Source organism: Shewanella frigidimarina (genome assembly GCF_003797125.1).
Classification (GTDB): domain Bacteria; phylum Pseudomonadota; class Gammaproteobacteria; order Enterobacterales; family Shewanellaceae; genus Shewanella; species Shewanella frigidimarina.
The window spans coordinates 1-23,123 of sequence record NZ_RKKE01000004.1 but is presented as its reverse complement, the minus strand read 5'-3'; the positions used below and the strand labels follow the sequence as shown (position 1 = coordinate 23,123).

General features: G+C 42.1%; 15 protein-coding genes, 2 tRNA genes and 1 rRNA gene. 9 read left to right on the top strand and 9 right to left on the bottom strand.

Translation table 11 applies throughout. From position 1 onward, the window contains the following. Positions 1–19: 19 nt before the first annotated feature. The 5 genes from EGC86_RS13795 to EGC86_RS13775 form a co-directional block, all read right to left on the bottom strand. The gene (locus EGC86_RS13795; RefSeq protein ID WP_123777946.1) at positions 20–652 is read right to left on the bottom strand and encodes a TatD family nuclease-associated radical SAM protein; all 633 of its coding nucleotides are present in this window, start codon (positions 650–652) and stop codon (positions 20–22) included. A 145-nt stretch (positions 653–797) separates the two neighbouring features. Beyond that, positions 798–3,950, bottom strand: coding sequence for an efflux RND transporter permease subunit (locus tag EGC86_RS13790; RefSeq protein ID WP_123777945.1), 3,153 nt, complete (start codon positions 3,948–3,950; stop codon positions 798–800). Between the two features lie 2 nt (positions 3,951–3,952). Continuing rightward, on the bottom strand, positions 3,953–5,152 hold the full coding sequence (locus tag EGC86_RS13785; protein WP_123777944.1) for an efflux RND transporter periplasmic adaptor subunit: 1,200 nt from the start codon (positions 5,150–5,152) through the stop codon (positions 3,953–3,955). Positions 5,153–5,605: 453 nt separating this feature from the next. Then, positions 5,606–6,826: an ATP-dependent RNA helicase SrmB gene (srmB, locus tag EGC86_RS13780; protein ID WP_011636147.1), complete on the bottom strand. Its 1,221-nt coding sequence runs from the start codon at positions 6,824–6,826 to the stop codon at positions 5,606–5,608. 53 nt (positions 6,827–6,879) lie between these two features. Further along, entirely contained in the window at positions 6,880–7,635 is a 756-nt protein-coding gene (locus tag EGC86_RS13775) for a tRNA1(Val) (adenine(37)-N6)-methyltransferase (RefSeq protein ID WP_123777943.1), read from the bottom strand. Positions 7,636–8,115: 480 nt separating this feature from the next. Between EGC86_RS13775 and brnQ the strand changes: the two genes are divergently transcribed. From brnQ to recJ, 4 genes are all read left to right on the top strand, one after another. Beyond that, positions 8,116–9,447, top strand: a complete 1,332-nt coding sequence (gene brnQ, locus EGC86_RS13770; RefSeq protein ID WP_041412764.1) for a branched-chain amino acid transport system II carrier protein — start codon at positions 8,116–8,118, stop codon at positions 9,445–9,447. Positions 9,448–9,536: 89 nt separating this feature from the next. Beyond that, a complete protein-coding gene (gene xerD / locus EGC86_RS13765) occupies positions 9,537–10,442 on the top strand; it encodes a site-specific tyrosine recombinase XerD (RefSeq protein ID WP_041412765.1) in 906 nt (301 codons plus the stop codon). A 144-nt stretch (positions 10,443–10,586) separates the two neighbouring features. Continuing rightward, complete coding sequence (dsbC, locus tag EGC86_RS13760) at positions 10,587–11,315, top strand: bifunctional protein-disulfide isomerase/oxidoreductase DsbC (protein WP_041412766.1); 729 nt, start codon at positions 10,587–10,589, stop codon at positions 11,313–11,315. 115 nt (positions 11,316–11,430) lie between these two features. Next, a complete protein-coding gene (gene recJ / locus EGC86_RS13755) occupies positions 11,431–13,155 on the top strand; it encodes a single-stranded-DNA-specific exonuclease RecJ (protein WP_123777942.1) in 1,725 nt (574 codons plus the stop codon). Between the two features lie 290 nt (positions 13,156–13,445). Here the strand turns inward: recJ and EGC86_RS13750 are convergent. From EGC86_RS13750 to EGC86_RS13740, 3 genes are all read right to left on the bottom strand, one after another. Continuing rightward, a tRNA-Leu gene (locus EGC86_RS13750) sits at positions 13,446–13,532 on the bottom strand. 59 nt (positions 13,533–13,591) lie between these two features. Next, positions 13,592–13,667 (bottom strand) — tRNA-Phe (locus EGC86_RS13745). 325 nt (positions 13,668–13,992) lie between these two features. Further along, the gene (locus EGC86_RS13740; protein ID WP_011636153.1) at positions 13,993–14,754 is read right to left on the bottom strand and encodes an outer membrane protein assembly factor BamD; all 762 of its coding nucleotides are present in this window, start codon (positions 14,752–14,754) and stop codon (positions 13,993–13,995) included. A 123-nt stretch (positions 14,755–14,877) separates the two neighbouring features. Here EGC86_RS13740 and rluD point away from each other — a divergent pair, with 123 nt between their 5' ends. The 3 genes from rluD to clpB all read left to right on the top strand — a co-directional run bounded on the left by rluD (position 14,878) and on the right by clpB (position 19,318). Then, positions 14,878–15,852 carry a 23S rRNA pseudouridine(1911/1915/1917) synthase RluD gene (gene rluD / locus EGC86_RS13735; protein WP_011636154.1) on the top strand — a complete coding sequence of 325 codons (975 nt, stop codon included), beginning with the start codon at positions 14,878–14,880 and terminating at the stop codon, positions 15,850–15,852. Then, positions 15,852–16,580, top strand: coding sequence for a peptidoglycan editing factor PgeF (pgeF, locus tag EGC86_RS13730; RefSeq protein WP_123777941.1), 729 nt, complete (start codon positions 15,852–15,854; stop codon positions 16,578–16,580). Before rluD ends, pgeF begins: the two co-directional genes overlap by 1 nt. Positions 16,581–16,744: 164 nt before the next feature. Next, positions 16,745–19,318 carry an ATP-dependent chaperone ClpB gene (gene clpB, locus EGC86_RS13725; RefSeq protein WP_123777940.1) on the top strand — a complete coding sequence of 858 codons (2,574 nt, stop codon included), beginning with the start codon at positions 16,745–16,747 and terminating at the stop codon, positions 19,316–19,318. A 61-nt stretch (positions 19,319–19,379) separates the two neighbouring features. Here clpB and EGC86_RS13720 read toward each other — a convergent pair whose 3' ends face one another. Continuing rightward, entirely contained in the window at positions 19,380–19,823 is a 444-nt protein-coding gene (locus EGC86_RS13720; RefSeq protein ID WP_123777939.1) for a DUF4124 domain-containing protein, read from the bottom strand. A 99-nt stretch (positions 19,824–19,922) separates the two neighbouring features. Here EGC86_RS13720 and pssA point away from each other — a divergent pair, with 99 nt between their 5' ends. Both pssA and EGC86_RS13710 read left to right on the top strand, forming a co-directional pair. Then, positions 19,923–20,774 carry a CDP-diacylglycerol--serine O-phosphatidyltransferase gene (gene pssA / locus EGC86_RS13715; protein WP_123777938.1) on the top strand — a complete coding sequence of 284 codons (852 nt, stop codon included), beginning with the start codon at positions 19,923–19,925 and terminating at the stop codon, positions 20,772–20,774. 742 nt (positions 20,775–21,516) lie between these two features. Further along, positions 21,517–23,059, top strand: a 16S ribosomal RNA gene (locus EGC86_RS13710). Positions 23,060–23,123 lie beyond the last annotated feature (64 nt).

The window sequence follows — 23,123 nt, the reverse complement described above, 5'->3', positions numbered from 1 at the left end:
GCGATTAGGCGCTATTTGTTTAACCAATGTTATCAAGTTCCCGCTGTTTAAATACTACGCCATTTCGTTCTGCGATATCACGGCAGCGGTCAATGTTGACATTAGCGAGTCCGTTAATGGCACTCACTTGAACTTGAGAGATATAACTCGGTGCAAGCTTAATAAAATCCAGCAATGCAGTATACGAATTGGCAAGCTTAGGGCGGCAATGCTGTTGATAGCTTTCTGGTGTATCGGCGTTAAGCGAAATAGACAAACTGTCTATACATTGACTGATCTCTGGCAAAATATTCCTTCTATGAAAGTGGTTACCGAGGCCGTCAGTGTTTAATCGCACTTTGCCGCCTTGCGCTTTTATTGCATGAGCAACTTGCAGTAAGCAGTCAAGGTTTAAAGTCGGTTCACCAAAACCACAAAAAACATATTCTTCAACCTCATGTACATTGCCTAGCAAGGGTAAAACGTCATCAGCGGTAATGCGTTTAGTGAGTGATAAGTCATAATCATGCACTTGTTTGGAGCCATTATGTTTGGGGCAAAACTGGCATCTTAAGGTGCACCTAGCAGTAATATTGAGATAACGGTGCTTGCCGATATCGTAAACTAATGTTGGTATAGGTGAGGTTGGCATTGGTAACGTTGTGTCGGTCATGTCAGGCTTTCTTTCATGGAGATTATAGCGGTCATTTTAGCTGAATTTTAATAGTGACTATGTTGCTCAGCTCGCAGATTTTACTGCAAAAAAAACAGAGCTAAGTTAGCTCTGTTTTTTTTGTTAACAATCGGGATTAATTCGATTAATGGTGCTCGTCAGAGCTGAACTCACTTTCAGCAGGTTTAGGTTGCCACCACCAAATATAAAATCGTCTTAATAGGCGTTTTATATCATCAAGAATGATATACAGAATCGGCACTAAAATTAACGTCACTACAGTAGAGAACAAAATACCGAAAGCTAATGATGTCGCCATTGGGATAACAATTTTAGCCTGTAAGCTTTTTTCCATAATAATCGGTACTAAGCCGACAAAGGTGGTTAGCGAAGTTAAGATAATTGCCCTAAAGCGGTAACAACCAGAGTCGATAGCCGATTGCATCAGCGACTTACCTTCTTCCCGTGCTCGGTTAACAAAATCGACTAAAATAAGCGAGTCGTTTACCACCACCCCTGCTAGCGCCACAATTCCGCATAAGCTTAATACGCTCATGGATAAGCCAAGAATGTAATGACCAAACAAGGCGCCAATCATGCCGAACGGGATCACCGACATGATAATCAGCGGTTGAGTGTACGATTTTAATGGAATAGCCATTAAGGCATAAATAGTAAACATGGCAAAAAAGAAGCCCTGCGCTAACCCTAACATGGCGTTTTGCTCATCCAAGCTGCCGCCATCTAATGCTGAAGCCACTTTAGGGAATCGTGCGGTTAATTCAGGTAAAAAATCTTCCTGAATTTCAGCGACCACTTTCGATGGTTCAACATTGTTTTTATTCACATTGGCGGTAATGGTGATAGCTCGTCGGCCATCGACACGAGTAATAGACGCATATGACTCGCCCAATTCGATATCTGCCACTGTTGAAAATGGCACCGCCGCGCCAGACGGAGTGCGGATAAGCATGTTTTCAAGATCACCCACAGTACGGCGTTGTTCTAATGGGTAACGCACCATGACTTTCACTTCTTCTTTATTACGTAAAATACGTTGGGCTTCATAACCATAAAAGCCGTAACGGACTTGGCGAGCTAAATCAGACAGTGTTAGTCCTTGTGCTTCTGCTTCTGGGCGAATGTTTAGTCGTATTTCGTGTGAACCGGATGAGAAGTTATCGGTAATATCATACACGCCTTCATAAGTGGCCAGTTTAGCCTTAAGTACTTTGGCCGCTTCAGATAGCTGGCCTAGGTCGGTTGCCGTTAAGCGGAATGATAAATCTCCGCCAGCATCGTTGGTACTGGCATTGATGTTAAGCTTTTTAACTGATAATAACTCGGGCAGCTGTTTACGCCATTCTTCTGCAATTGCGACGCCGTCGACTTCACGGTCTTCGCCTTTGGTCAGTTCGGTAAACACAAACGCACTACTGCGCGAACTTAGTTCAATATAGCTGTGTTTCACCATTGGGTAACCATATTGTTCTTCAAGTTTGGCGTTCATCTTGTACAACGCATCTTCGACTTGTTGTAGTACTTTTAAGGTGTTTTGTTCAGAGCTGCCTTCTTCCATTTCAAGTTGTACTTGAATAAAATCGGATGGAATATCAGGGAAGAAAACCCAACGCACTTTGCCACTTTGCACTAACGCAATCGACAAAATCAGTACCCCAATAAACACTGCCACCACGCTGTAACGTTGTTTAATGCAACGCTCTAAAAAGTGACGATAGACGTTATGAATGAAATGCTGTAACCATTCGTTGAGGGCAAATTTAAACCGCGATAAAAAATGGGTTGGTGCTCTGCGTTTTTTGATTTTCATGTGAGCTAAATGCGCGGGTAGAATCAGTTTTGATTCAATCAGCGAAAATGCTAAACACAAAATCACCACCATACCGATGGATTTCCAAATAATACCCATGGGGCCGGAGACCATAATCATCGGGATAAAGGCGGCAATGGTAGTGAGTACCCCAAATGTGGCGGGCATGGCTACTTTTTGCACTCCTTTTACCACGTTATCCAACGAGTGTCCGTTTTCCTCTAACTCGGTATAGGCACTTTCGCCGATGACAATGGCATCGTCGACGACTATCCCCAGCACCAGAATAAACGCGAATAAGGTCAGCATGTTAATCGACATGTTAAACGGCTCAAGCGGCATGAGTAACATGGTGCCCAAAAAGCACACCGGTAGCCCCATCATTACCCAAAATGCGAGTTTAAGGTCTAAGAACAAAGCTAAAATAATAAATACCAGCAGGGCGCCATAAAACATGTTCGACAACATCATGTTTAAACGGCCTTGCAGGTAGTGAGTTAAATCACCCCAGGTATCAAGTTGAATATTACTTGGTAAGCTCTTTTTACGTTCGGCAACATAAGCTTTAACTTGCGAAGAAATATCTAACGCATTTTGATCGTCGATACTGGTAATTTCAATCACGGCAGCAGGTTTGCCGTTAAAGCGGGTGTACTCTAAACGTTCTTCAAAATCATCATTAATGGTGGCCACTTGCGGTAACATAATCCGGCTGCCATCAGCACGGGTTTCTACTACAATTTGAGCAAAGTCATCTGCAGTATAAGCTTGGCCTTTTGTACGTAGTAAGATGTCACCGTCTTGGGCACGAATAGAGCCACCGGGTAAATCAATCGATGAGTTTTGTACTGCTAAAGCGACTTGGGTAAACGTAATACCATATTCACGTAATTTGTCTTCAGACAGTTCAATGCCTATTTCGTAGTCACGAACACCAGTAACTTTTGCTCGAGTGACCGCGGGTAAATCGGTAATGTCGTCGCGAATACTCTTCGCCATTTCTTTCATGTCATGCAAGGTCATGTCGCCATAGACCGACACCCAAATGACATTGTTTTCTGGCTTTATTTGGTAAATATTGGGTTTTTCGATGTTATCTGGAAAGGTCGCAATAGCATCGATACGCAGCTTGGCTTCATCTAAAACTTGCTGTACTTCGTAGCCGTCTTCGACTTCAATCGTCACTGAACCAACACTATCACTGGCAACAGAAGTGACTTTTTTAATCCCGCTTATGTCTTGAATCGCTTCTTCGATTTTTATATTAATCCCTTCTTCAATTTCTTGTGGCGCAGCACCGGGGTAGGCCACATTGATATTGATGAGGTTTAATTCAAATGTTGGAAATATTTCTTTATTAATCAGTACAGCACTAAACAAACCGCCAATAAGCAAGGCTGCCATCAGTAAGTTGGCGGCGACACTGTTGCGGGCAAACCAGGCGATAATTCCTTTATTAGTATCCATTATTATTCACCTGCAGTCGTAGCGGCTTGGGTGTCAGTATCGACTGGTTCAGTCTTGGTTTCTTCACCCAGTACTTTGATAGCCTGTCCTGAATTCAAGCTGTTAATGCTAGTGGTTGATACGCGCTCATTTGCCTTGAAACTGCCTTGAATATAAATGGTATCAACGTCTGAGCGAATAATGTTCACCTTGCGCATTTCGATAATATTATCTGCACTCACTACGGCAACCTGACCATTACGCACCACATGACGAGGTAGCTTTACTACATCATTAACGGTTCTGCCTGTGATAACGGCATTAACAAAGCTGCCGTATTTTAAGGGCAACTGACCTTCGGTTTTGTTGTTGCGCAGATACGGGTCATGAATTTCAGCAACGAGGTATACCATGCGAGTTTGTTCGTCGATGACGTTTTCGCTGCGCACTATATTGCCTTGCCAAGAGACTTGCTTACCCGCCAGCAATGCTGTGAGTGTAACTGCGGTTTCAGGATTATCGACAGACTCTAAATAAGCGAGATCTTCATTTGCTAACGGCAATCTGATTTCGGCAATACTGGTGTCGTATAGCTCACCTAAGTTTGTGCCTAACGTGACATATTGGCCTAAGTCGACATTGCGGGCCTTAATTATGCCGTCAAATGGCGCGCGAATAACGGTGCGCGCTAAGTTACGTTGTGCGCGTGCTAATGCAGCTTCTGCATACTTGACGTTGGCTTGTTCTTTTTTCAGTTGTGGAATACGTAACCCTAGCTCTGGCGGTAAGCCTTTGCCAAAGTCTTTAAATTCAATTTTAGCCACTACACCGCGGGCTTTTTCTTCATTTAATGCCGCGGTGGCTTGAGCGACAGTCGCTTCGGCCTGAATAAGGTCAGCTTCGTAATCAGATGGTTCGATAATAGCCAGTTGTTCGCCTTTTTTTACCACGCCACCGGCAACAAAATTGGCTGAAATACCCAACATGCGCCCTTGAACTTCGGTGACAAGCTGAGTTTTATATTTGGGATTTACCACGCCATAAGAAGGTAAGTTAAGCGACAAGGTTTGCGGCGTAACAGTTTGCACATCAATAATAGGTACACTGATAGCTTCATCTTTTTGCTCTGGAGCTTCTTGGGTGCTAATAAGTGCCAGGGCTAACCCAACAAATACAATAATGATCAAGAGTGGTGACAATCTTCTTAGTATGATTTTTATCATTTCTTTTGCGTATCCATGCTGAAATAATGCTAAAGACAGTTAACTTCGTTGGCTAACATGTTCATTCAGATTCATTTTTATTACTCATTACATCTAAATTAACAGAGTATGACGTTTATCTAAATAGTTTGATGTAAATAAAATGTTTCAAAATTTTGTGTTTTTTATGATTCTACGATTAAAGCTTAACAAACAGGCTTTTTTGAGATGTTTCAGCTAGGGTGAAATGTACTGTTAACGTTTTAATTCATTGTAATTAGCGGCTTAGAATTGATTTACTTGGTGGGTGTTTTTTGTGCGCAAATTGACATATCTTGACACTTTGCAGTGGTATTAGGTCTAGTTAGTGATGATTTATAGGCTTTAGGGATAAAAAAAGCGAATTACAGAGTAATTCGCTTTAATACTAGTTGGTCAATGTATTTTTGGACGTAATATAAGTCTGCCTAAAAGTTACTTTTTCTTATATTTTTTCGATTTAACTCGAGCATCTTTTGCATTGGCTTTTTTCTTACCAGGCACTTTAGCTTCTTTGTGTTTAGGGCGAAGTTCTTCAATCACACGGCGTTTCAGTGGGATCTCAATGTAACGTTCAATTTTAGACACAATACGCATATCGTGCGCTTCAACTAATGAAATCGCTGTTCCTTTTGCGCCCGCGCGCGCAGTACGGCCAATTCGATGAACATACGCGTCAGCAGAACGTGGCATGTCAAAGTTAATCACATGAGTAATATCATCAACATCGATTCCTCGAGCTGCAACATCCGTCGCCAAAAGCACATTCACTTCGCCTTTAGAAAAACGACCCAGTGCTTGGAAGCGTTTTTTCTGCTCCATATCGCCACGCATAAATGCACATGGGATATTCGCTTTTAGCAATAAACCTTCAAGGCTGGCAACCATTTCGCGAGTTTTAACAAACACAATGGTGCGTGTAACATTTTCTTGTTGAAGAATATGACATAATAACGCAAATTTATGTGCTTGATCGTCAGCCAAGTGAACCCACTGGTGTACTTTGGCTTTTTCACTGCGTGGCGCTTCAACATCGACCATTACTGGATCGGTTAATAAGTCGCGTGCGAAACGGTTAACCCCATTACCTTCAAGCGTGGCAGAAAACAGCATGTTCTGTTTGCGGCCTTGAGCTTCAATGGCAATTGATTGCACTACTGATGAGAAACCCATATCAAGCATACGGTCAGCTTCATCAATAATTAAAATTTCAACTTCAGTGGCGTCAAATTTGTCTTTATCTAGGTATTCCATTAATCGACCAGGGGTGGCGATCAATAAATCAACATTGTCTGCAAGTGCTTCTTCTTGTGGGCCATATGGCACACCACCAGTAATAATGGCGATATTAAGCTCAAGCCCAGTGGCTAAATGGCTTGCATAACGATGAATTTGACTGGCTAATTCACGTGTTGGCGTTAGCACCAAAATGCGTGCTTGGCCTTCAAAACGACGTGGGAAGTCAATAAGGTGCTGTAAAGCAGGCAGTAAAAAACTGGCTGTCTTACCGGTGCCGGTTGGCGCACGCGCTAAAATATCCCGCTGATCCATGGCCAATGGAATAGTTTGCTGCTGAATAGTGGTAGGGGTGTTGTGTCCCATGGCCTTGAGTGACTCTAATAAGCTAGGGTCGAGCTGGAAATCTTCAAATTGCATGCGCTGGTCTCGCTGAAAAATAGTTGAGTATTATAGCTGACCTAATGAGCAGGCTAAAGCTTTAAGTAGAATGGACGACATAAATCTATCATCGTTTCGCTGTATCGCCCTTGTTTATCGCGGATCGTCATTTGATGATACTGAGTTTCCACAGCAGGATTGGTTAGTGTTTGTGGTTCAGCTGTTGTTGGGTCGTGTTGGATTGCCAATATTGATCGGTTAGCTACCTTTCCCTCAATGCTAATGATATCAAGCTGCTTAGCAACGAATAGACCATAAGCGTTAAGTTGTTGGATAAAACTGGCTAAACTTTGCAGCGGTAAAATAACACTTGCCGTGCCTTGCGGGGCTAGTAATTGGCTAATCACGTTCTGTAATTCTGCAAAGGACAAGGTATTAGTATGTCTGGCGTCAGCACGTGCACTATTTTTGGCTTGTGTGCCCTGTTCAAAGTAGGGAGGGTTACAAATAATATGGTCGAATAATGGCTCATCATTGTTGTTGTGACGTTGTTGGAAGTCTTGAATAGCACCGTGAAATAGTTGCACTGTCTCTGACCAAGGGCTTTGCTTAATATTAAATTGGCAAGCCTTTGCTGCAGCATTGTCTATTTCTACTGCAATAATACTGGTGTGATGAGGACTTCGTTGTGCAGCCATTAAACTGAGTAAACCACTTCCTGCACCGATATCTAAAATATGACTTGATTGAGTTAATTCAGCCCAAGCTCCGAGTAAAACTGCATCAGTACTGACTGCCATACCACACTGTTGATCATCGATATGAAATTGTTTAAACGTAAAAGACATAGATAATTGATTACTCTTTGGGCTGTGTGGACGACTCGGATAAGATCATAACTGCTTTGATTTTTACTGTCGCGTGTTAATTGTCTCCAGCCTGTATGGTTGACTTTTTGTTATGGTCAATTAACTTAAAAATCATAGATGTGGTGAATATGTACACAAGTCTTGCCATAAATCGTAACTAAACTGGTTTTTTTTATTGTTTAGGGGGCTGGAGCTTGAGTATTAAGGCGATATTTGGTATTAGTTTGCGCGCTTTTTTACGAATTAAATCGAGTAAAAAGTCTAATTAAGGCTATTTGACAGGGATGTAACGCTGAATACTGAGTTAACGAGTCATTTTCGTTACTCTCTTAACAAAGTTTACTATTTTTAAGTGTATTTTTAACTTTACAATTTATTATTCGTTCAGCTCAGCAGTAGCTAATTATGGCGTAATCAATTAGGTTTGTTAAAAAACATAACAATAAAACGAGGCTAGTAGTGCAAACAACCAAAATGAGTGTGACTGATACGCTAGGGTTAGGGTTTATGACCTTTGCGTTTTTTTTAGGTGCGGGTAACTTAATTTTTCCACCTTTTGCTGGCATGCTTGCTGGCGAGAATATGTCTTTTGCGATGTTCGGTTTCTTAATTACCGCAGTGGGTATGCCACTTATAGGCTTAATTGCCGTTGCTAAAGCTAACGGTAAAGTGATGGCGTTATTACCTGCGTTTGCGGCTACAGCATTAGCCATTGCGATTTATATCATCATTGGCCCAGCATTTGCCGCCCCACGTACTGCATTGGTGGCATTTGAAATTGGCGCAAGACCTTTTATTAGTAATCCCGATGCGTTAATGATGCTCGGCGGCAAAGAGTTCAGTATTGCGCAACTTATTTATACTTTGGTGTTTTTCTCCATTGTGATGTTTTTATCTTTATTTCCAGGAAAATTACTCGATAGCGTTGGTAAAATACTTACGCCTGTATTGATTCTACTATTGGTGGGATTAGCCAGTTCTGTGATTATTCTTCCTGGCGCAGAGGTGAACCTGCCGGTTGGTGAATATATTAATAGTCCATTAACCAAAGGGATTATTGAAGGTTATAACACCATGGATACCTTGGCATCATTGATGTTTGGTATGCTAATCATCGATTTGTTGCGCAAAAAAGGTGTTAACGATGCGGCCGATCAAACTAAGTATTTAGTTCGTGCAGCATTTATTGCTGCTGGTGGTTTAGCATTTGTGTATGTGTCGTTATTTTATCTTGGTGCTTCAGCAGGTGATTTTGCTATTGGTGCCGACAATGGTGGCCAAATTTTAACAAACTATGTGACTCATCATTTTGGCAATATTGGCACCTTAATGCTGTCAACGGTTGTGACGCTTGCTTGCTTAACGACTGCGGTTGGTTTAGTCACCGCTTGTTCTGAATTTTTTAATGAATTAATGCCTAGATTATCGTACAAGTTGCTGGTGGTTTTATTAAGTGTGATTTGTGCCACTGTCGCTAACGTAGGTTTATCGCAATTAATAAGCATCAGTATTCCTGTGTTAATGACGATTTACCCAGTTGCGATAGCATTGGTATTGGTGACTTTTTTGACAGAACGCTTTGCTAGACCGGCATTTTCGCATCGTGTCGTGCTGAGTGTGGCATTATTTTTCGGTATTTTTGATGGGTTACAAACGGCAGGCATGGATATGAGCTTCCTAGACTTTATGCCACTGCATGTAGAGGGGATGGCTTGGTTGCTACCTACTGCGTTAACGGCAATTGTGTGTTTGTTTATACCCAAAAATCTGGATCAAAAAGCGGATGCTTAATTGTTAAATAGATCATAATTAACAGAGCAATATAACGACGTTATGATAGATTATCTAACGTCGTTTTTTATTATTTATTGGATACCGCTTTGGCCAAACCTGTTTATCAACCCGATCCTTTAATTAACCAGTTTCTTGATGATTTATGGTCAACTAACGGGCTAAGTGATAATACCTTGGTATCTTATCGTACAGATTTACAAAATGCAGAACGTTACATTTTGACTAAAGGTAAGGATTTGCTGCAAGTTGACCAGGCCTTACTGCGTGACTATCTTGCTGAACGTTTTGATAAGCAATTTGCTAAAAGTAGTACAGCGAGACTTCTCAGTAGTTTACGGCGTTTTTATGCTTACTTATTAGTTAAGCAGAAAATTAGCCAAGACCCGACTGCATTAATCAAGTCACCTAAGCTCGTTCGCCAATTACCGGATACATTGTCTGAAGCGCAAATAGACAATTTGTTATCAGAGCCAAATATTGATGATCCGATCGAGCACCGAGATAAAGCCATGTTAGAGCTTTTGTATGCCACAGGGCTGCGGGTGACTGAATTGGTAAGTTTAACGATGGAGCAGATTAGTTTGCGCCAAGGTTTAGTGAGGGTGATGGGTAAAGGAGGCAAAGAGCGTTTGGTCCCTTTAGGTGAACTGGCCATTACAGCTGTTGAGCAGTACATCAAGTTTGCTCGTGCTGAACTATTAAGTATGAAACAGTCTGATGTTTTGTTTCCCTCTCGCCGTGGGCAAATGATGACCAGACAAACCTTTTGGCATCGAATTAAATTGTATGCGGCCAGAGCGGGTATTCAATGTCATCTATCTCCACATACGTTACGCCATGCTTTTGCTACCCATTTACTTAACCATGGCGCAGATTTACGTGTGGTACAATTGTTACTCGGTCACAGTGATTTATCGACCACTCAAATTTATACACATGTTGCTAAAGTACGCTTACAGCAACTACATAGCCAACATCATCCACGCGGTTAGCTTAGCGGGTTGTGTATCCGTGTGGGTTTCAAATTCTTACATTTAAGATAATGAGTATTTGTTGCGCTAGCGAAATTAAATCTGTAAGTTTTGCTTACGAAGTCGGGTCTATTGATTATGAACCCGTGTAATATAGGAATTACCATGAAGTTAACTAAAGCATTCGCCCTTGTTGCCAGCCTTATTATTGCCCCTATTGTGTCAGCGGCAACTGCGACCGATGTATCCAATGAATCAGCATTAAAGCAAAAACTCACTGAAACCTTAGGGGTCAACGTGATGCTCATTCAACAATCTCCAGTCGATGGTTTATATCAAGCACTAACAGATCGCGGAGTCCTATACGTCACCAAAGATGGCGCAAAGCTATTTCATGGCAATCTGTATGACATGGATAAAGGCATGAAAAACTTAACTGAGGCAGCTTTAGCTGGACCTCGTATAGAGTTACTTAAGCCGTTTGAAGATGAGATGTTGGTTTACAAAGCGAAAAACGAAAAGCATGTGGTCACAATATTTACCGACGTAGATTGTGGTTATTGCCGTAAGCTGCATAATCAAATGCAAGGCTATAATGATTTAGGTATTACGATTCGTTATTTAGCTTATCCTCGTGCGGGCATTCCATCTGCTAATGCAGACGAGATGCAAGCGGTATGGTGTGCTAAAGATCCTTTAAAAGCTATGACAGAAGCTAAAAATGGTGGCAATGTTAAAGCGGCTAGTTGTGATATTGATATTGCAGCGCAGTATAAGTTAGGTATGTCATTCGGTGTTAACGGCACACCAGCGTTGATTTTAGAAAATGGTGTGATGGTACCTGGTTATCAAGCTCCGGCAGACTTATTACGTACGATTGAATCGAATTTATAATTCAGACTAGTAAATCAACGTCGTAAAGCGTGTGCTAAAAACGTAAAATCAAGGTGAGCTTAGGCTCACCTTTTTGTTATGCTCTATTCTCTAATTACCCGTTTAAGGTTGCCTTTTGTCTCATAAAATAGTCCGTCGCCCTCAGGTTGATGATAGTCATTTACCTGCTTCTTTATCACCATTACTGAAACAGCTCTATGCTCGCCGTGGCGTCAATGAAGATAACTGCGAATTAGTGCTAAGTAAGTTATTGCGCCCAGATACCATGAAAGGGCTTGCAGAAGCCGCTGTGATTATTGCGGATGCTATTGCTGCGCAGCAATCGATTCTGATTGTTGGAGATTTTGATGCTGATGGTGCCACGTCGACTAGTGTGTGTATGTTGGCGCTGAAAATGATGGGGGCTAAGCATGTTGACTACCTTATTCCCAATCGGTTTGATTATGGTTATGGCTTAAGCCCTGAAATTGTTGCGGTGGCTTTTACTAAAAATGCAGATGTACTCATTACCGTTGATAATGGTATTTCGTCAATTGAAGGGGTGGCAGCAGCAAAGTTGCTGGGAATGACTGTTATCGTGACAGACCACCATTTACCTGGCAGCACTTTGCCCAATGCTGATGTTATTGTTAATCCAAATCAGCCCGGTTGTCCGTTTGCCAGTAAGTCTATTGCCGGTGTTGGGGTAGCGTTTTATCTGATGTCTGCTTTACGTGCAAAATTAAGGCAGCGTAATTGGTATCAACAACAGCAAATTACTGAGCCTAATCTGGGCACATTGCTTGATATTGTCGCTTTAGGTACTGTCGCAGATGTTGTGTCGCTAGACACGAATAACCGTATTCTAGTCAATGCTGGTTTGCAGCGAGTCAGAAGTGGCCGCTGTCGTGTTGGCATTACAGCATTGCTTGAAGTGGCTAAGCGGAGTCCTGAAAAGATTGTTGCTGCTGATTTTGGTTTTGCAGTTGGACCTCGGCTCAATGCTGCTGGTCGTTTAGATGAAATGGCACTAGGGGTTGAAACTTTACTGTGTGAAGACATCATGTTAGCCAGAAGAATGGCAGCCGAATTAGATGGATTAAACCAAGAGCGCCGCGAACTTGAAACGGGTATGCAGCAAGAGGCATTAAAGAGTTTATCGAAAGTGTCGCTCAATGAAGAAGATTTGCCGTGGGGTATCGCCATTTTTCAGGAAGATTGGCATCAAGGTGTTATTGGCATTTTGGCCTCACGAATTAAGGATCGTTATCATCGGCCGGTTATTGCCTTTGCCGATGCCGGTGATGGTGCGATAAAAGGTTCTGCCCGGTCGATTAAAGGCCTGCATATGCGAGATTTACTCGAACGCATTAATGGTCTCTATCCTGGAATGATAACCAAGTTTGGTGGTCATGCTATGGCAGCAGGGCTATCATTAAAAGCAGATGTGTTCGAGCAGTTTAAGCAAGCTTATGATGATGCGGTAAGAGAAGTATTAGATTATGAACAGCTGACGGGAGAGTTGCTCTCTGATGGTGAGTTATCGAGCCCATTAATGACGCTTGATACAGCATTTTTATTACGAAATGCAGGACCATGGGGGCAGTCCTTTGAAGAGCCACTGTTTGATGGCGTATTTAAGGTCGTGCAACAGCGTATCGTAGGTGAAAAACACTTAAAATTATTACTTGAGACTGAATGTGGCAGTACGATGTTAGACGGCATTGCTTTTAATGTGGATTTAGCCATATGGCCTGATGCAACCATTAAACATGCTCGTGTGGTCTATAAGCTTGATGTGAACGAGTTTAGAGGAAATCAAACTGTGCAGCTAATGGTGGATTATATTGAGCCCATGTAATCACTGTTTTATGTTGTCGCAGGTTTTCTGGCGAGTTGACGGACTCGTCAGTGAACCAACTGTTTGATGGAGCATAACGAGATAGCGATATTGTAGCGTTAACATCCAACTGATTTTATTGCCTAACCATTAACCATTAACCATTAACGATACAGTAAAGCAATCCAGTTAATATGTTATCTGAGCAGCTAAATAATATGTGGCTTTAACACTCTTCAAAGTGATACAAGTAACAAAAACAAAAAGGCCTCGCAATGCGAGGCCTTTTTGTTAAATCGTATAAAGTTATTTGGTACAGGTGAGAGGACTTGAACCTCCACGCCCTTACGAGCATCAGCACCTGAAGCTGACGTGTCTACCAATTCCACCACACCTGCAAAACATGTATCGCGAAATAACTTTATTCTATTAGTCGCTGTCGCCACCAATGTAAATATGGTGCCCGAACCCGGAATCGAACCAGGGACACGAGGATTTTCAATCCTCTGCTCTACCGACTGAGCTATTCGGGCGACGGACGCAATTTAAAGGATTTTGACCCATTGAGTCAACCTGTTTTTAATATTTATATCAAAAATCGATTTGTTTGGATGTATTTTGGGCGTATCGAATGTAATTCAGCCTAAGTATCATATTGTCATAAATACTTCATTCATATGATGGTTGCTACAGCAAATGGTGTTATGGTGCCGTTTTACTTGTGTGATAACCATAACAAGTAAAAATATTGAATAATGGCGACTTAATTATTCAATATTGAAAAATCAGATATAAAAAAACGCTCCGAGGAGCGTTTAATGCGAAACATTAATTAATAGTCGTGAGTTTGAATGATGACTAGTTAGATAATACTTCGTTAGTTGGAAAGTTTGCTTTCATTACGGTTTTAACGTTTTGTTGTAATTTTTCCTGGCCTAATTCGCCATACGCTTTAACCATAATTTCTAACGCGCGTTCAGTTGATGGTGTTCCAGGGAACTTTTCCATAACTGATTGAGCACGAACAGCAGCTGCACTCCATGCATTCATTTTGATATAATATTCTGCAACTTGAATTGAATATTTAGCCAAACGGTTCTTTAAGAACTGCATGCGTTGTTGTGCATCAGCAGAATACTTGCTATTTGGATACGATTTAATCAATCGATCAAAATCTTTAAATGCATCTTGAGCATTTTTAGGATCACGATCGGTACGATCAATATTCATTAAATCGTGAAATAAGTAATTATCTGCCTGCATATTCGTTAAACCACGCATATAATAGACGTAATCTATATTAGGATGCGTTGGATTGAGGCGTAAAAAGCGATCAATATTGGCAAGTCCTGAGGCAGCATCATCCATTTTGTAATACGCAAAAATCAAGTCTAATTGAACTTGAGTTTTGTGCGGACCAAATGGAAAACGAGAGTCCAATGCTTCAAGTGAACGAACGGCTTTAGAGTAATTACCTAATTCCATTGACGTTCTTGCTTGAGAGTACAGGACATCAGGTGATGCTTTACTGGCAACATCATCGTCTTCTGGACTGCTACTACAGGCTGTTATAGCCAGTGAAAGTAATACTAGGGCGGCACCTTTGGCAATTTTATACATACTTGAATTCAATTCTTTTTAAGTTGTTGTTAAGAATTTTTCCATTTCACGGTAAAATAGAAAACATCCGATTGTAACAGATAGCACATTCACTTTGGACCCCTAAACTGGGGTACGGTTCCTATGACACAAGAGATTAATCTAAAAAGCGAGATAACAGCAATACAAACCGGTCTGAGATTAGACCAAGCATTAGCTGGTTTGTTCCCTGACTACTCGCGCACACGCATCAAGGAATGGATCCTATCTGGTGCAATTACTATTGACGGTATCACAGTCGACAAGCCACGGGAAAAGGTTTTCGAGTCTCAGTTGGTAGAAGTTACGGCAACACTTGAAGAAGAAGTGAGTGCTAAAGCGCAAAATATCGACTTAAATATTGTTTATGAAGACGACCATATTCTTGTCATTAACAAGCAAGCTGGTTTAGTTGTTCATCCTGGTGCTGGTAACGCAGACGGCACATTGATGAATGCTTTATTATATCATTGTCCAGATATTGAACATGTACCAAGAGCGGGTATTGTTCATCGTTTAGATAAAGACACTACAGGGCTAATGGTTGTCGCTAAAACAGTTGAGGCACAAACACATTTGGTTGCCGCATTACAGGCGCGTGATATTGTTCGTGAGTATGAAGCGATTGTATTAGGCACTATGACGGCTGGTGGCACGGTTGATGAACCTATTGAACGTCACGCAACTAGACGTACTCAAATGGCCGTTATCCATGGTGGTCGTCCATCGGTGACTCATTATCGAGTGTCTGAAAAGTTCCGAGCTCACACGCGTTTACGTTTGCGTCTGGAATCTGGTCGTACTCACCAAATTCGTGTTCATATGGCACACATTGGCCATGAGTTGGTTGGCGATCCGGTTTATGGTGGTCGTCCTCGTCCGCCTAAATCTGCTAGCCCAGAGTTTTTTGAATTACTCAAAAACTTTAAGCGCCAAGCTTTACACGCAGTGCGTTTAGAGCTTGCTCATCCATTTACATGTGAAATCATGACTTGGCATGCGCCGATCCCTGATGACATGGTTGAGCTTACAAAAGCACTACGAGTCGATACTGAGCTTAATCCGATAGTGTATTTATAATGCTTGAGCACGATTGGCCAATACCAGCTAACGTTGCCATTGCGATGACAAATCGTTTTGGTGGCGTCAGCGTTAGCCCATTTGATAGTTTGAATTTAGGGCTACATGTTGGTGATAAGCCTCAAGATGTATTCGCTAATCGTGCAATATTAACTCAGCAATTATCATTACCGGCTGAGCCAACTTGGCTTGAACAAGTTCATGGTACTAATGTTGTTGATGTACAAACATTGATCCCAGGCAGTGCTATAGCGTTAGCTGATGGCTGTTACAGTAATCAGTTTGGCCATGTATGTGTAGTAATGACGGCCGATTGCTTACCAATATTATTATGTAATCAACAAGGTACCGAAGTTGCCGCTGTTCATGCCGGGTGGCGCGGTTTGTGTGAGGGCGTCATCGAGCAAGCATTGGCGATGTTTCATTCACCACCGTCAACATTAATCGCATACTTAGGTCCTGCAATTGGTCCTTGTGCATTTGAAGTTGGTCCTGACGTTCGTGATGCTTTTATCAATAAAAATCCGCAAGCGGCAACTCATTTTATCCAATATAATGCTAAATATTTAGCTGATTTAGTCGGCTTAGCTAAGTTGCGTTTATCTACAGCAGGCGTTACTCAAACTTATAGCGCAGATGTGTGTACCTTTTCTGAACCTGATTACTTTTCTTACCGTCGTGACAAGCAAACTGGACGAATGGCTTCTCTCATTTGGCTAAAATCTTAAGTTATTATTGGTAACAACTTTCAAGTATAAAAAATCAACAATTTTTTGATCCAGATTAAGTTTTAACCTTGAGTTTACATTAAATGCCCCCATCTTTAAGTTAACAAATTATTCATTTCTGAATTAATTTCCCATTCCACATGTATCAGATCCTAGGAGGTTGTATGAGACTCGATCGTATGACTAATAAGTTTCAAATTGCCATTTCTGATGCCCAATCATTAGCATTGGGACGCGATCATCAATTTATTGAACCTATTCATTTAATGATGGCGCTGTTAAATCAAGATTCTGGTTCTATCCATTCTTTACTTACGCAAGCGGGCATTCGTGTTAGCGCGCTTCGCTCTGCGGTTAGCCAAGAGTTGGAGCGTTTTCCACAAGTTGAAGGTACTGGTGGTGATGTTCAGTTATCACAAGGGTTAATTCGTTTACTAAACCTATGCGATAAGTTAGCGCAAAAGCGCAAAGACAAATACATTTCATCTGAATTGTTTGTCTTGGCTGCATTGGAAAATAATGACCCCCTTGCCAAAGCATTAAAAGATTCTGGTGCAAGCAAAGAGTTAATGGAAAAACCCATTGAAGACATGCGTGGCGGGCAGAAAGTTGATGATCCCAATGCTGAAGATCAACGCCAAGCATTGAAAAAATTTACCGTAGATTTAACCGAGCGCGCAGAGCAAGGTAAGTTAGACCCTGTTATTGGTCGTGATGAGGAAATTCGTCGCACGATTCAAGTGCTACAACGCCGTACTAAAAATAATCCGGTATTAATTGGTGAACCTGGTGTCGGTAAAACCGCCATTGTTGAAGGTTTAGCTCAGCGAATTGTTAATGGTGAAGTCCCTGAAGGGATTAAAAATAAACGGGTATTGTCATTAGACATGGGGTCGTTAATTGCGGGAGCCAAATATCGCGGTGAGTTCGAAGAACGCTTAAAAGCAGTATTAAATGAGCTATCACAAGAAGAAGGTCAGGTCATTCTGTTTATTGATGAGCTGCATACCATGGTCGGCGCAGGTAAGGGCGAGGGCGCAATGGATGCTGGTAATATGCTTAAGCCTGCTTTAGCACGTGGTGATTTGCATTGTGTCGGCGCAACAACACTTGATGAATATCGTCAATATATTGAGAAAGATGCTGCACTTGAACGCCGTTTTCAAAAAGTAATTGTTGATGAACCGAGCGTTGAAGACACCATTGCCATTTTACGTGGTTTAAAAGAGCGTTACGAATTACATCATCATGTTGAAATAACTGATCCTGCTATTGTTGCAGCTGCAACCATGTCGCATCGTTATATTTCAGACCGTAAACTGCCTGACAAAGCTATCGACTTAATTGATGAAGCCGCATCGAGTATCAGGATGCAGATTGATTCTAAGCCCGAAGTGCTTGATCGATTAGAGCGCCGTGCTATTCAGCTTAAGCTGGAAGAACAAGCGTTAAGTAAAGAGTCAGACGAAGCCAGTCGTAAACGTCTTGAGTTTTTACAACATGAACTGAGAGATTTTGAAAGTAAAGCGGCTGAAATGAATGAGATTTGGCATACCGAGAAAGCAGCATTAGCAGGTACTCAACATATTAAAGCTGATCTCGAACAGGCGAGAATGGATTTAGAAGTTGCTCGACGTGCTGGTGACTTAACGCGGATGTCTGAATTACAGTATGGGCGTATTCCTGAACTTGAAAAACAGTTGGATTTAGCATCACAAGCCGAAATGCAAGATATGACACTGTTACGTAATAAAGTGACTGATGTCGAGATTGCAGAAGTACTATCGAAAGCGACAGGGATACCTGTTTCAAAAATGCTCGAAGGCGAACGTGAAAAACTATTGCATATGGAAACCGCATTACATGAACGTGTAATTGGCCAAAACGAGGCTGTGGATGCAGTATCTAATGCCATTCGCCGTAGCCGCGCCGGTCTTGCCGATCCGCAACGTCCAATCGGTTCGTTCTTGTTCCTCGGGCCTACTGGTGTGGGTAAAACTGAATTATGTAAATCGCTAGCTAAGTTTTTATTTGATTCAGAATCGGCTCTTGTGCGCATTGATATGTCTGAATTTATGGAAAAACATACCGTGTCGCGTTTAGTTGGTGCCCCTCCAGGATATGTGGGTTATGAAGAAGGTGGTTATTTAACTGAAGCGGTTCGCCGTAAGCCTTACTCAGTGATTTTGTTAGACGAAGTTGAGAAGGCACATCCAGATGTATTTAACGTGTTGTTGCAAGTATTAGATGATGGCCGTTTAACAGATGGTCAAGGCAGAACGGTTGATTTTAAAAACACGGTAATCATCATGACCTCTAACCTTGGATCAGATATTATCCAAGAGGGCTTTGGTCATACGAGTTATGAAGAGATGAAAGCTGGGGTCATGAATGTTGTGACACAAAGCTTCCGTCCAGAGTTTTTGAATCGAATTGATGAGTCTGTGGTATTCCATCCCTTAGATGCAGAAAATATCAAACACATTGCCAGCATTCAATTTGAATTGTTGCGCAAGCGTCTTATTGAGAAAGAGTTTGATATTGAGTTGTCTGATGCCGCTTTATCATTAATTGCCGAAGCTGGATTCGATCCTATTTATGGTGCAAGGCCTTTAAAACGAGCATTGCAACAAGAAGTGGAGAATCCTTTAGCCCAAAAATTACTTCGAGGCCAATTATTGCCAGGTAAAATGATTAAAGTTGTAGTAGAAGATGGCAAGCTAGCTTTCAATCAATAATATTATACCGCATTATTAGCTGAAGTTATTTGAACAAAGGGAGCATTAGCTCCCTTTTTTATTACTTGCTTTGACAAAATAACCTGACTCGCTCGGTGTTTTCAGCAATAGCAGCTTGCCTCTGTTCTTCTGTCATGGCGAAAGTTTCACCAGTAGCTTTGTCTTGTTGATTTAATTTGCTGTGAGTCTTCAACACACTAAGGCTGTGCTTAGCACTTTCACAGATGTCTTTGGCTTGTTGTTTGTCTTTTTCATTAATGATCTTTGCTGACATTTCTAATTCAGACTCCGCGTTAACAGCGGTTTTTTTTTGTGGTGTGTAAGTGCCAATTTTAGCGGGTTCTACATCTTCACTATAAATCTTGCTAGCATCTACATTTAAAGGTTGTTGCTGACTGTAATGCACAACCCCAGCATCATCCACCCAAGTGTAAATCGTCGCGGCATATAAGCATGCACTAAATGCAAAAGTGGCTAAGCCAAAAACTAAACGCATAATTCCCATGTGAGTATCCCAGAGCTAATTGACGACATGCTTGAATATTTCAAAATATGCTATCTTTGAGTATAAATCCAACAACTAAAACGATAATGTGTAAAGTGTATGCAAAATTCACCTAATCACCCAGTAAAAAATAAAGGTATTTACTTATTACCCAACTTATTTACTACAGCAGGGCTGTTCTCTGGTTTTTATGCTGTCATTTCATCAATGAACGGTCACTTCGAGTCAGCGGCAATCGCTATCTTTATTGCTATGATTTGCGATGGACTCGATGGCAGAGTCGCAAGATTAACCAATACTCAAAGTGATTTTGGCGCTGAATATGATAGTTTGGCCGATATGGTTTCTTTTGGCATGGCTCCAGCCATCCTCGCTTATAATTGGGCATTACAAGACTTAGGTAAAATAGGTTGGTTAGCTGCTTTTATTTATTGCGCTTGCGCGGCATTGAGATTAGCTCGTTTCAATACCCAAGTTGGTGTTGCCGATAAACGTTATTTTCAAGGTCTAGCTAGTCCCGCTGCAGCAGCCTTAATCGCTGGAAGTATTTGGAGTGGTTCTAAATATGAGCTTGACCCTACCAATATAAATTACCTTGCTGCATTGATTACTGCCTTAACAGGACTACTCATGGTCAGTAACTTTCGCTATCACTCCTTTAAGGAAGTCGATTGGCGAGGGAAAGTAAATTTCGTGGTGATGTTATTGCTCGTAGGTGTGTTCGTTATTATTTCTGTAGAACCAGCAATTATTCTTTGTCTTGGTTTCTACATATATGCACTATCTGGACCTATTATCACGATTAAAGCTATTAAGAAGTTAAAAGTGGCCCACATCGTTGGTGATGAATTGAATAAAACAGAGACACAACAACACTCAACCATCGATGACATCAATAGTACTGATAGTACTGATAGTACTGATCGTAGCAACGAGAAAAAAGAAAGTTAACTATAGAGTGATTTTCTTCAATAGCATCTAACTATAGAGTTTACGTAATTAGTTCCTCTACTATATAGGTAGCTGAGGTAATCGTTGTTATTCACCAATGTATTCATTAAATCACGTCTTTTTTATTGAAATCGTAAATATGTACTATAATTCTTATCCAGTTTTATATTCGTTAATGCGCTTCTGTATATTAACTGGAGTTTAATTAAGCAAAATCGAACGTGGTTGTGTATTTTTAATACCGTCTTGTTTGATTAGTATTCAGTTGATTGCTTTTTTACTAAAATCCTTTAAAAAGGCCTTGCGTAAAAACGTATGGTGCCTATAATGCGCATCCACTGACACGGCAGACAGCGTAAGCGGTTACCGAGTCAGGTTGGATTAAGTGCTTCAAAACACTGAGTTCAAGGCGAAAAGAAAGTTTGAAAAAACACTTGACGCCAACACGGGAAAGCGTAGAATACGCACCCCAAGCCAACGACCTAGCGTCTTATGGTGATGTCTGAAAAATTGATATCAACGTTCTTTAACAATCTAAACAAGAAATCTGTGTGGACATTCACAGGTATTGAGTTATTCGAAATTGTCTTCTGTTCTTCGGAATGTTGGCAATCAAAAAATTTAAACTCAATGCAACGATGAATGTTCATAGTAATATGTACAAACATTATTTAGATTCTTCCGAGTCTAATTAATGAAATCAGAATTCATTGAGCCGAAACCTTTTGGTTTCAAAAAACTTTAATTGAAGAGTTTGATCATGGCTCAGATTGAACGCTGGCGGCAGGCCTAACACATGCAAGTCGAGCGGTAACACAAGGGAGCTTGCTCCTGAGGTGACGAGCGGCGGACGGGTGAGTAATGCCTAGGGATCTGCCCAGTCGAGGGGGATAACAGTTGGAAACGACTGCTAATACCGCATACGCCCTACGGGGGAAAGGAGGGGACCTTCGGGCCTTCCGCGATTGGATGAACCTAGGTGGGATTAGCTAGTTGGTGAGGTAATGGCTCACCAAGGCGACGATCCCTAGCTGTTCTGAGAGGATGATCAGCCACACTGGGACTGAGACACGGCCCAGACTCCTACGGGAGGCAGCAGTGGGGAATATTGCACAATGGGGGAAACCCTGATGCAGCCATGCCGCGTGTGTGAAGAAGGCCTTCGGGTTGTAAAGCACTTTCAGTAGGGAGGAAAGGTAATAGTTTAATAAACTATTACTGTGACGTTACCTACAGAAGAAGGACCGGCTAACTCCGTGCCAGCAGCCGCGGTAATACGGAGGGTCCGAGCGTTAATCGGAATTACTGGGCGTAAAGCGTGCGCAGGCGGTTTGTTAAGCCAGATGTGAAATCCCCGGGCTCAACCTGGGAATTGCATTTGGAACTGGCGAACTAGAGTCTTGTAGAGGGGGGTAGAATTCCAGGTGTAGCGGTGAAATGCGTAGATATCTGGAGGAATACCGGTGGCGAAGGCGGCCCCCTGGACAAAGACTGACGCTCATGCACGAAAGCGTGGGGAGCAAACAGGATTAGATACCCTGGTAGTCCACGCCGTAAACGATGTCTACTCGGAGTTTGGTGACTTAGTCACTGGGCTCCCAAGCTAACGCATTAAGTAGACCGCCTGGGGAGTACGGCCGCAAGGTTAAAACTCAAATGAATTGACGGGGGCCCGCACAAGCGGTGGAGCATGTGGTTTAATTCGATGCAACGCGAAGAACCTTACCTACTCTTGACATCCACAGAAGAGACCAGAGATGGACTTGTGCCTTCGGGAACTGTGAGACAGGTGCTGCATGGCTGTCGTCAGCTCGTGTTGTGAAATGTTGGGTTAAGTCCCGCAACGAGCGCAACCCCTATCCTTATTTGCCAGCACGTAATGGTGGGAACTCTAGGGAGACTGCCGGTGATAAACCGGAGGAAGGTGGGGACGACGTCAAGTCATCATGGCCCTTACGAGTAGGGCTACACACGTGCTACAATGGCGTATACAGAGGGTTGCAAAGCCGCGAGGTGGAGCTAATCTCACAAAGTACGTCGTAGTCCGGATCGGAGTCTGCAACTCGACTCCGTGAAGTCGGAATCGCTAGTAATCGTGGATCAGAATGCCACGGTGAATACGTTCCCGGGCCTTGTACACACCGCCCGTCACACCATGGGAGTGGGCTGCAAAAGAAGTGGGTAGTTTAACCTTCGGGAGAACGCTCACCACTTTGTGGTTCATGACTGGGGTGAAGTCGTAACAAGGTAGCCCTAGGGGAACCTGGGGCTGGATCACCTCCTTACCTATACGACTAACTCAATACCTAAAGTGCAGAGATGCATGTGAGTGTTCACACAGATTACTTG

Excerpts from the sequence above, each read along its gene's own strand:
- clpB (WP_123777940.1), top strand. The coding sequence starts at position 16,745 with ATGAGACTCGATCGTATGACTAATAAGTTTCAAATTGCCATTTCTGAT.
- pgeF (WP_123777941.1), top strand. The coding sequence starts at position 15,852 with ATGCTTGAGCACGATTGGCCAATACCAGCTAACGTTGCCATTGCGATG.
- EGC86_RS13775 (WP_123777943.1), bottom strand. The coding sequence starts at position 7,635 with ATGTCTTTTACGTTTAAACAATTTCATATCGATGATCAACAGTGTGGT.
- EGC86_RS13790 (WP_123777945.1), bottom strand. The coding sequence starts at position 3,950 with ATGGATACTAATAAAGGAATTATCGCCTGGTTTGCCCGCAACAGTGTC.
- dsbC (WP_041412766.1), top strand. The coding sequence starts at position 10,587 with ATGAAGTTAACTAAAGCATTCGCCCTTGTTGCCAGCCTTATTATTGCC.
- EGC86_RS13740 (WP_011636153.1), bottom strand. The coding sequence starts at position 14,754 with ATGTATAAAATTGCCAAAGGTGCCGCCCTAGTATTACTTTCACTGGCT.
- EGC86_RS13720 (WP_123777939.1), bottom strand. The coding sequence starts at position 19,823 with ATGGGAATTATGCGTTTAGTTTTTGGCTTAGCCACTTTTGCATTTAGT.
- EGC86_RS13785 (WP_123777944.1), bottom strand. The coding sequence starts at position 5,152 with ATGATAAAAATCATACTAAGAAGATTGTCACCACTCTTGATCATTATT.
- srmB (WP_011636147.1), bottom strand. The coding sequence starts at position 6,826 with ATGCAATTTGAAGATTTCCAGCTCGACCCTAGCTTATTAGAGTCACTC.
- EGC86_RS13795 (WP_123777946.1), bottom strand. The coding sequence starts at position 652 with ATGACCGACACAACGTTACCAATGCCAACCTCACCTATACCAACATTA.
- rluD (WP_011636154.1), top strand. The coding sequence starts at position 14,878 with ATGACACAAGAGATTAATCTAAAAAGCGAGATAACAGCAATACAAACC.
- pssA (WP_123777938.1), top strand. The coding sequence starts at position 19,923 with ATGCAAAATTCACCTAATCACCCAGTAAAAAATAAAGGTATTTACTTA.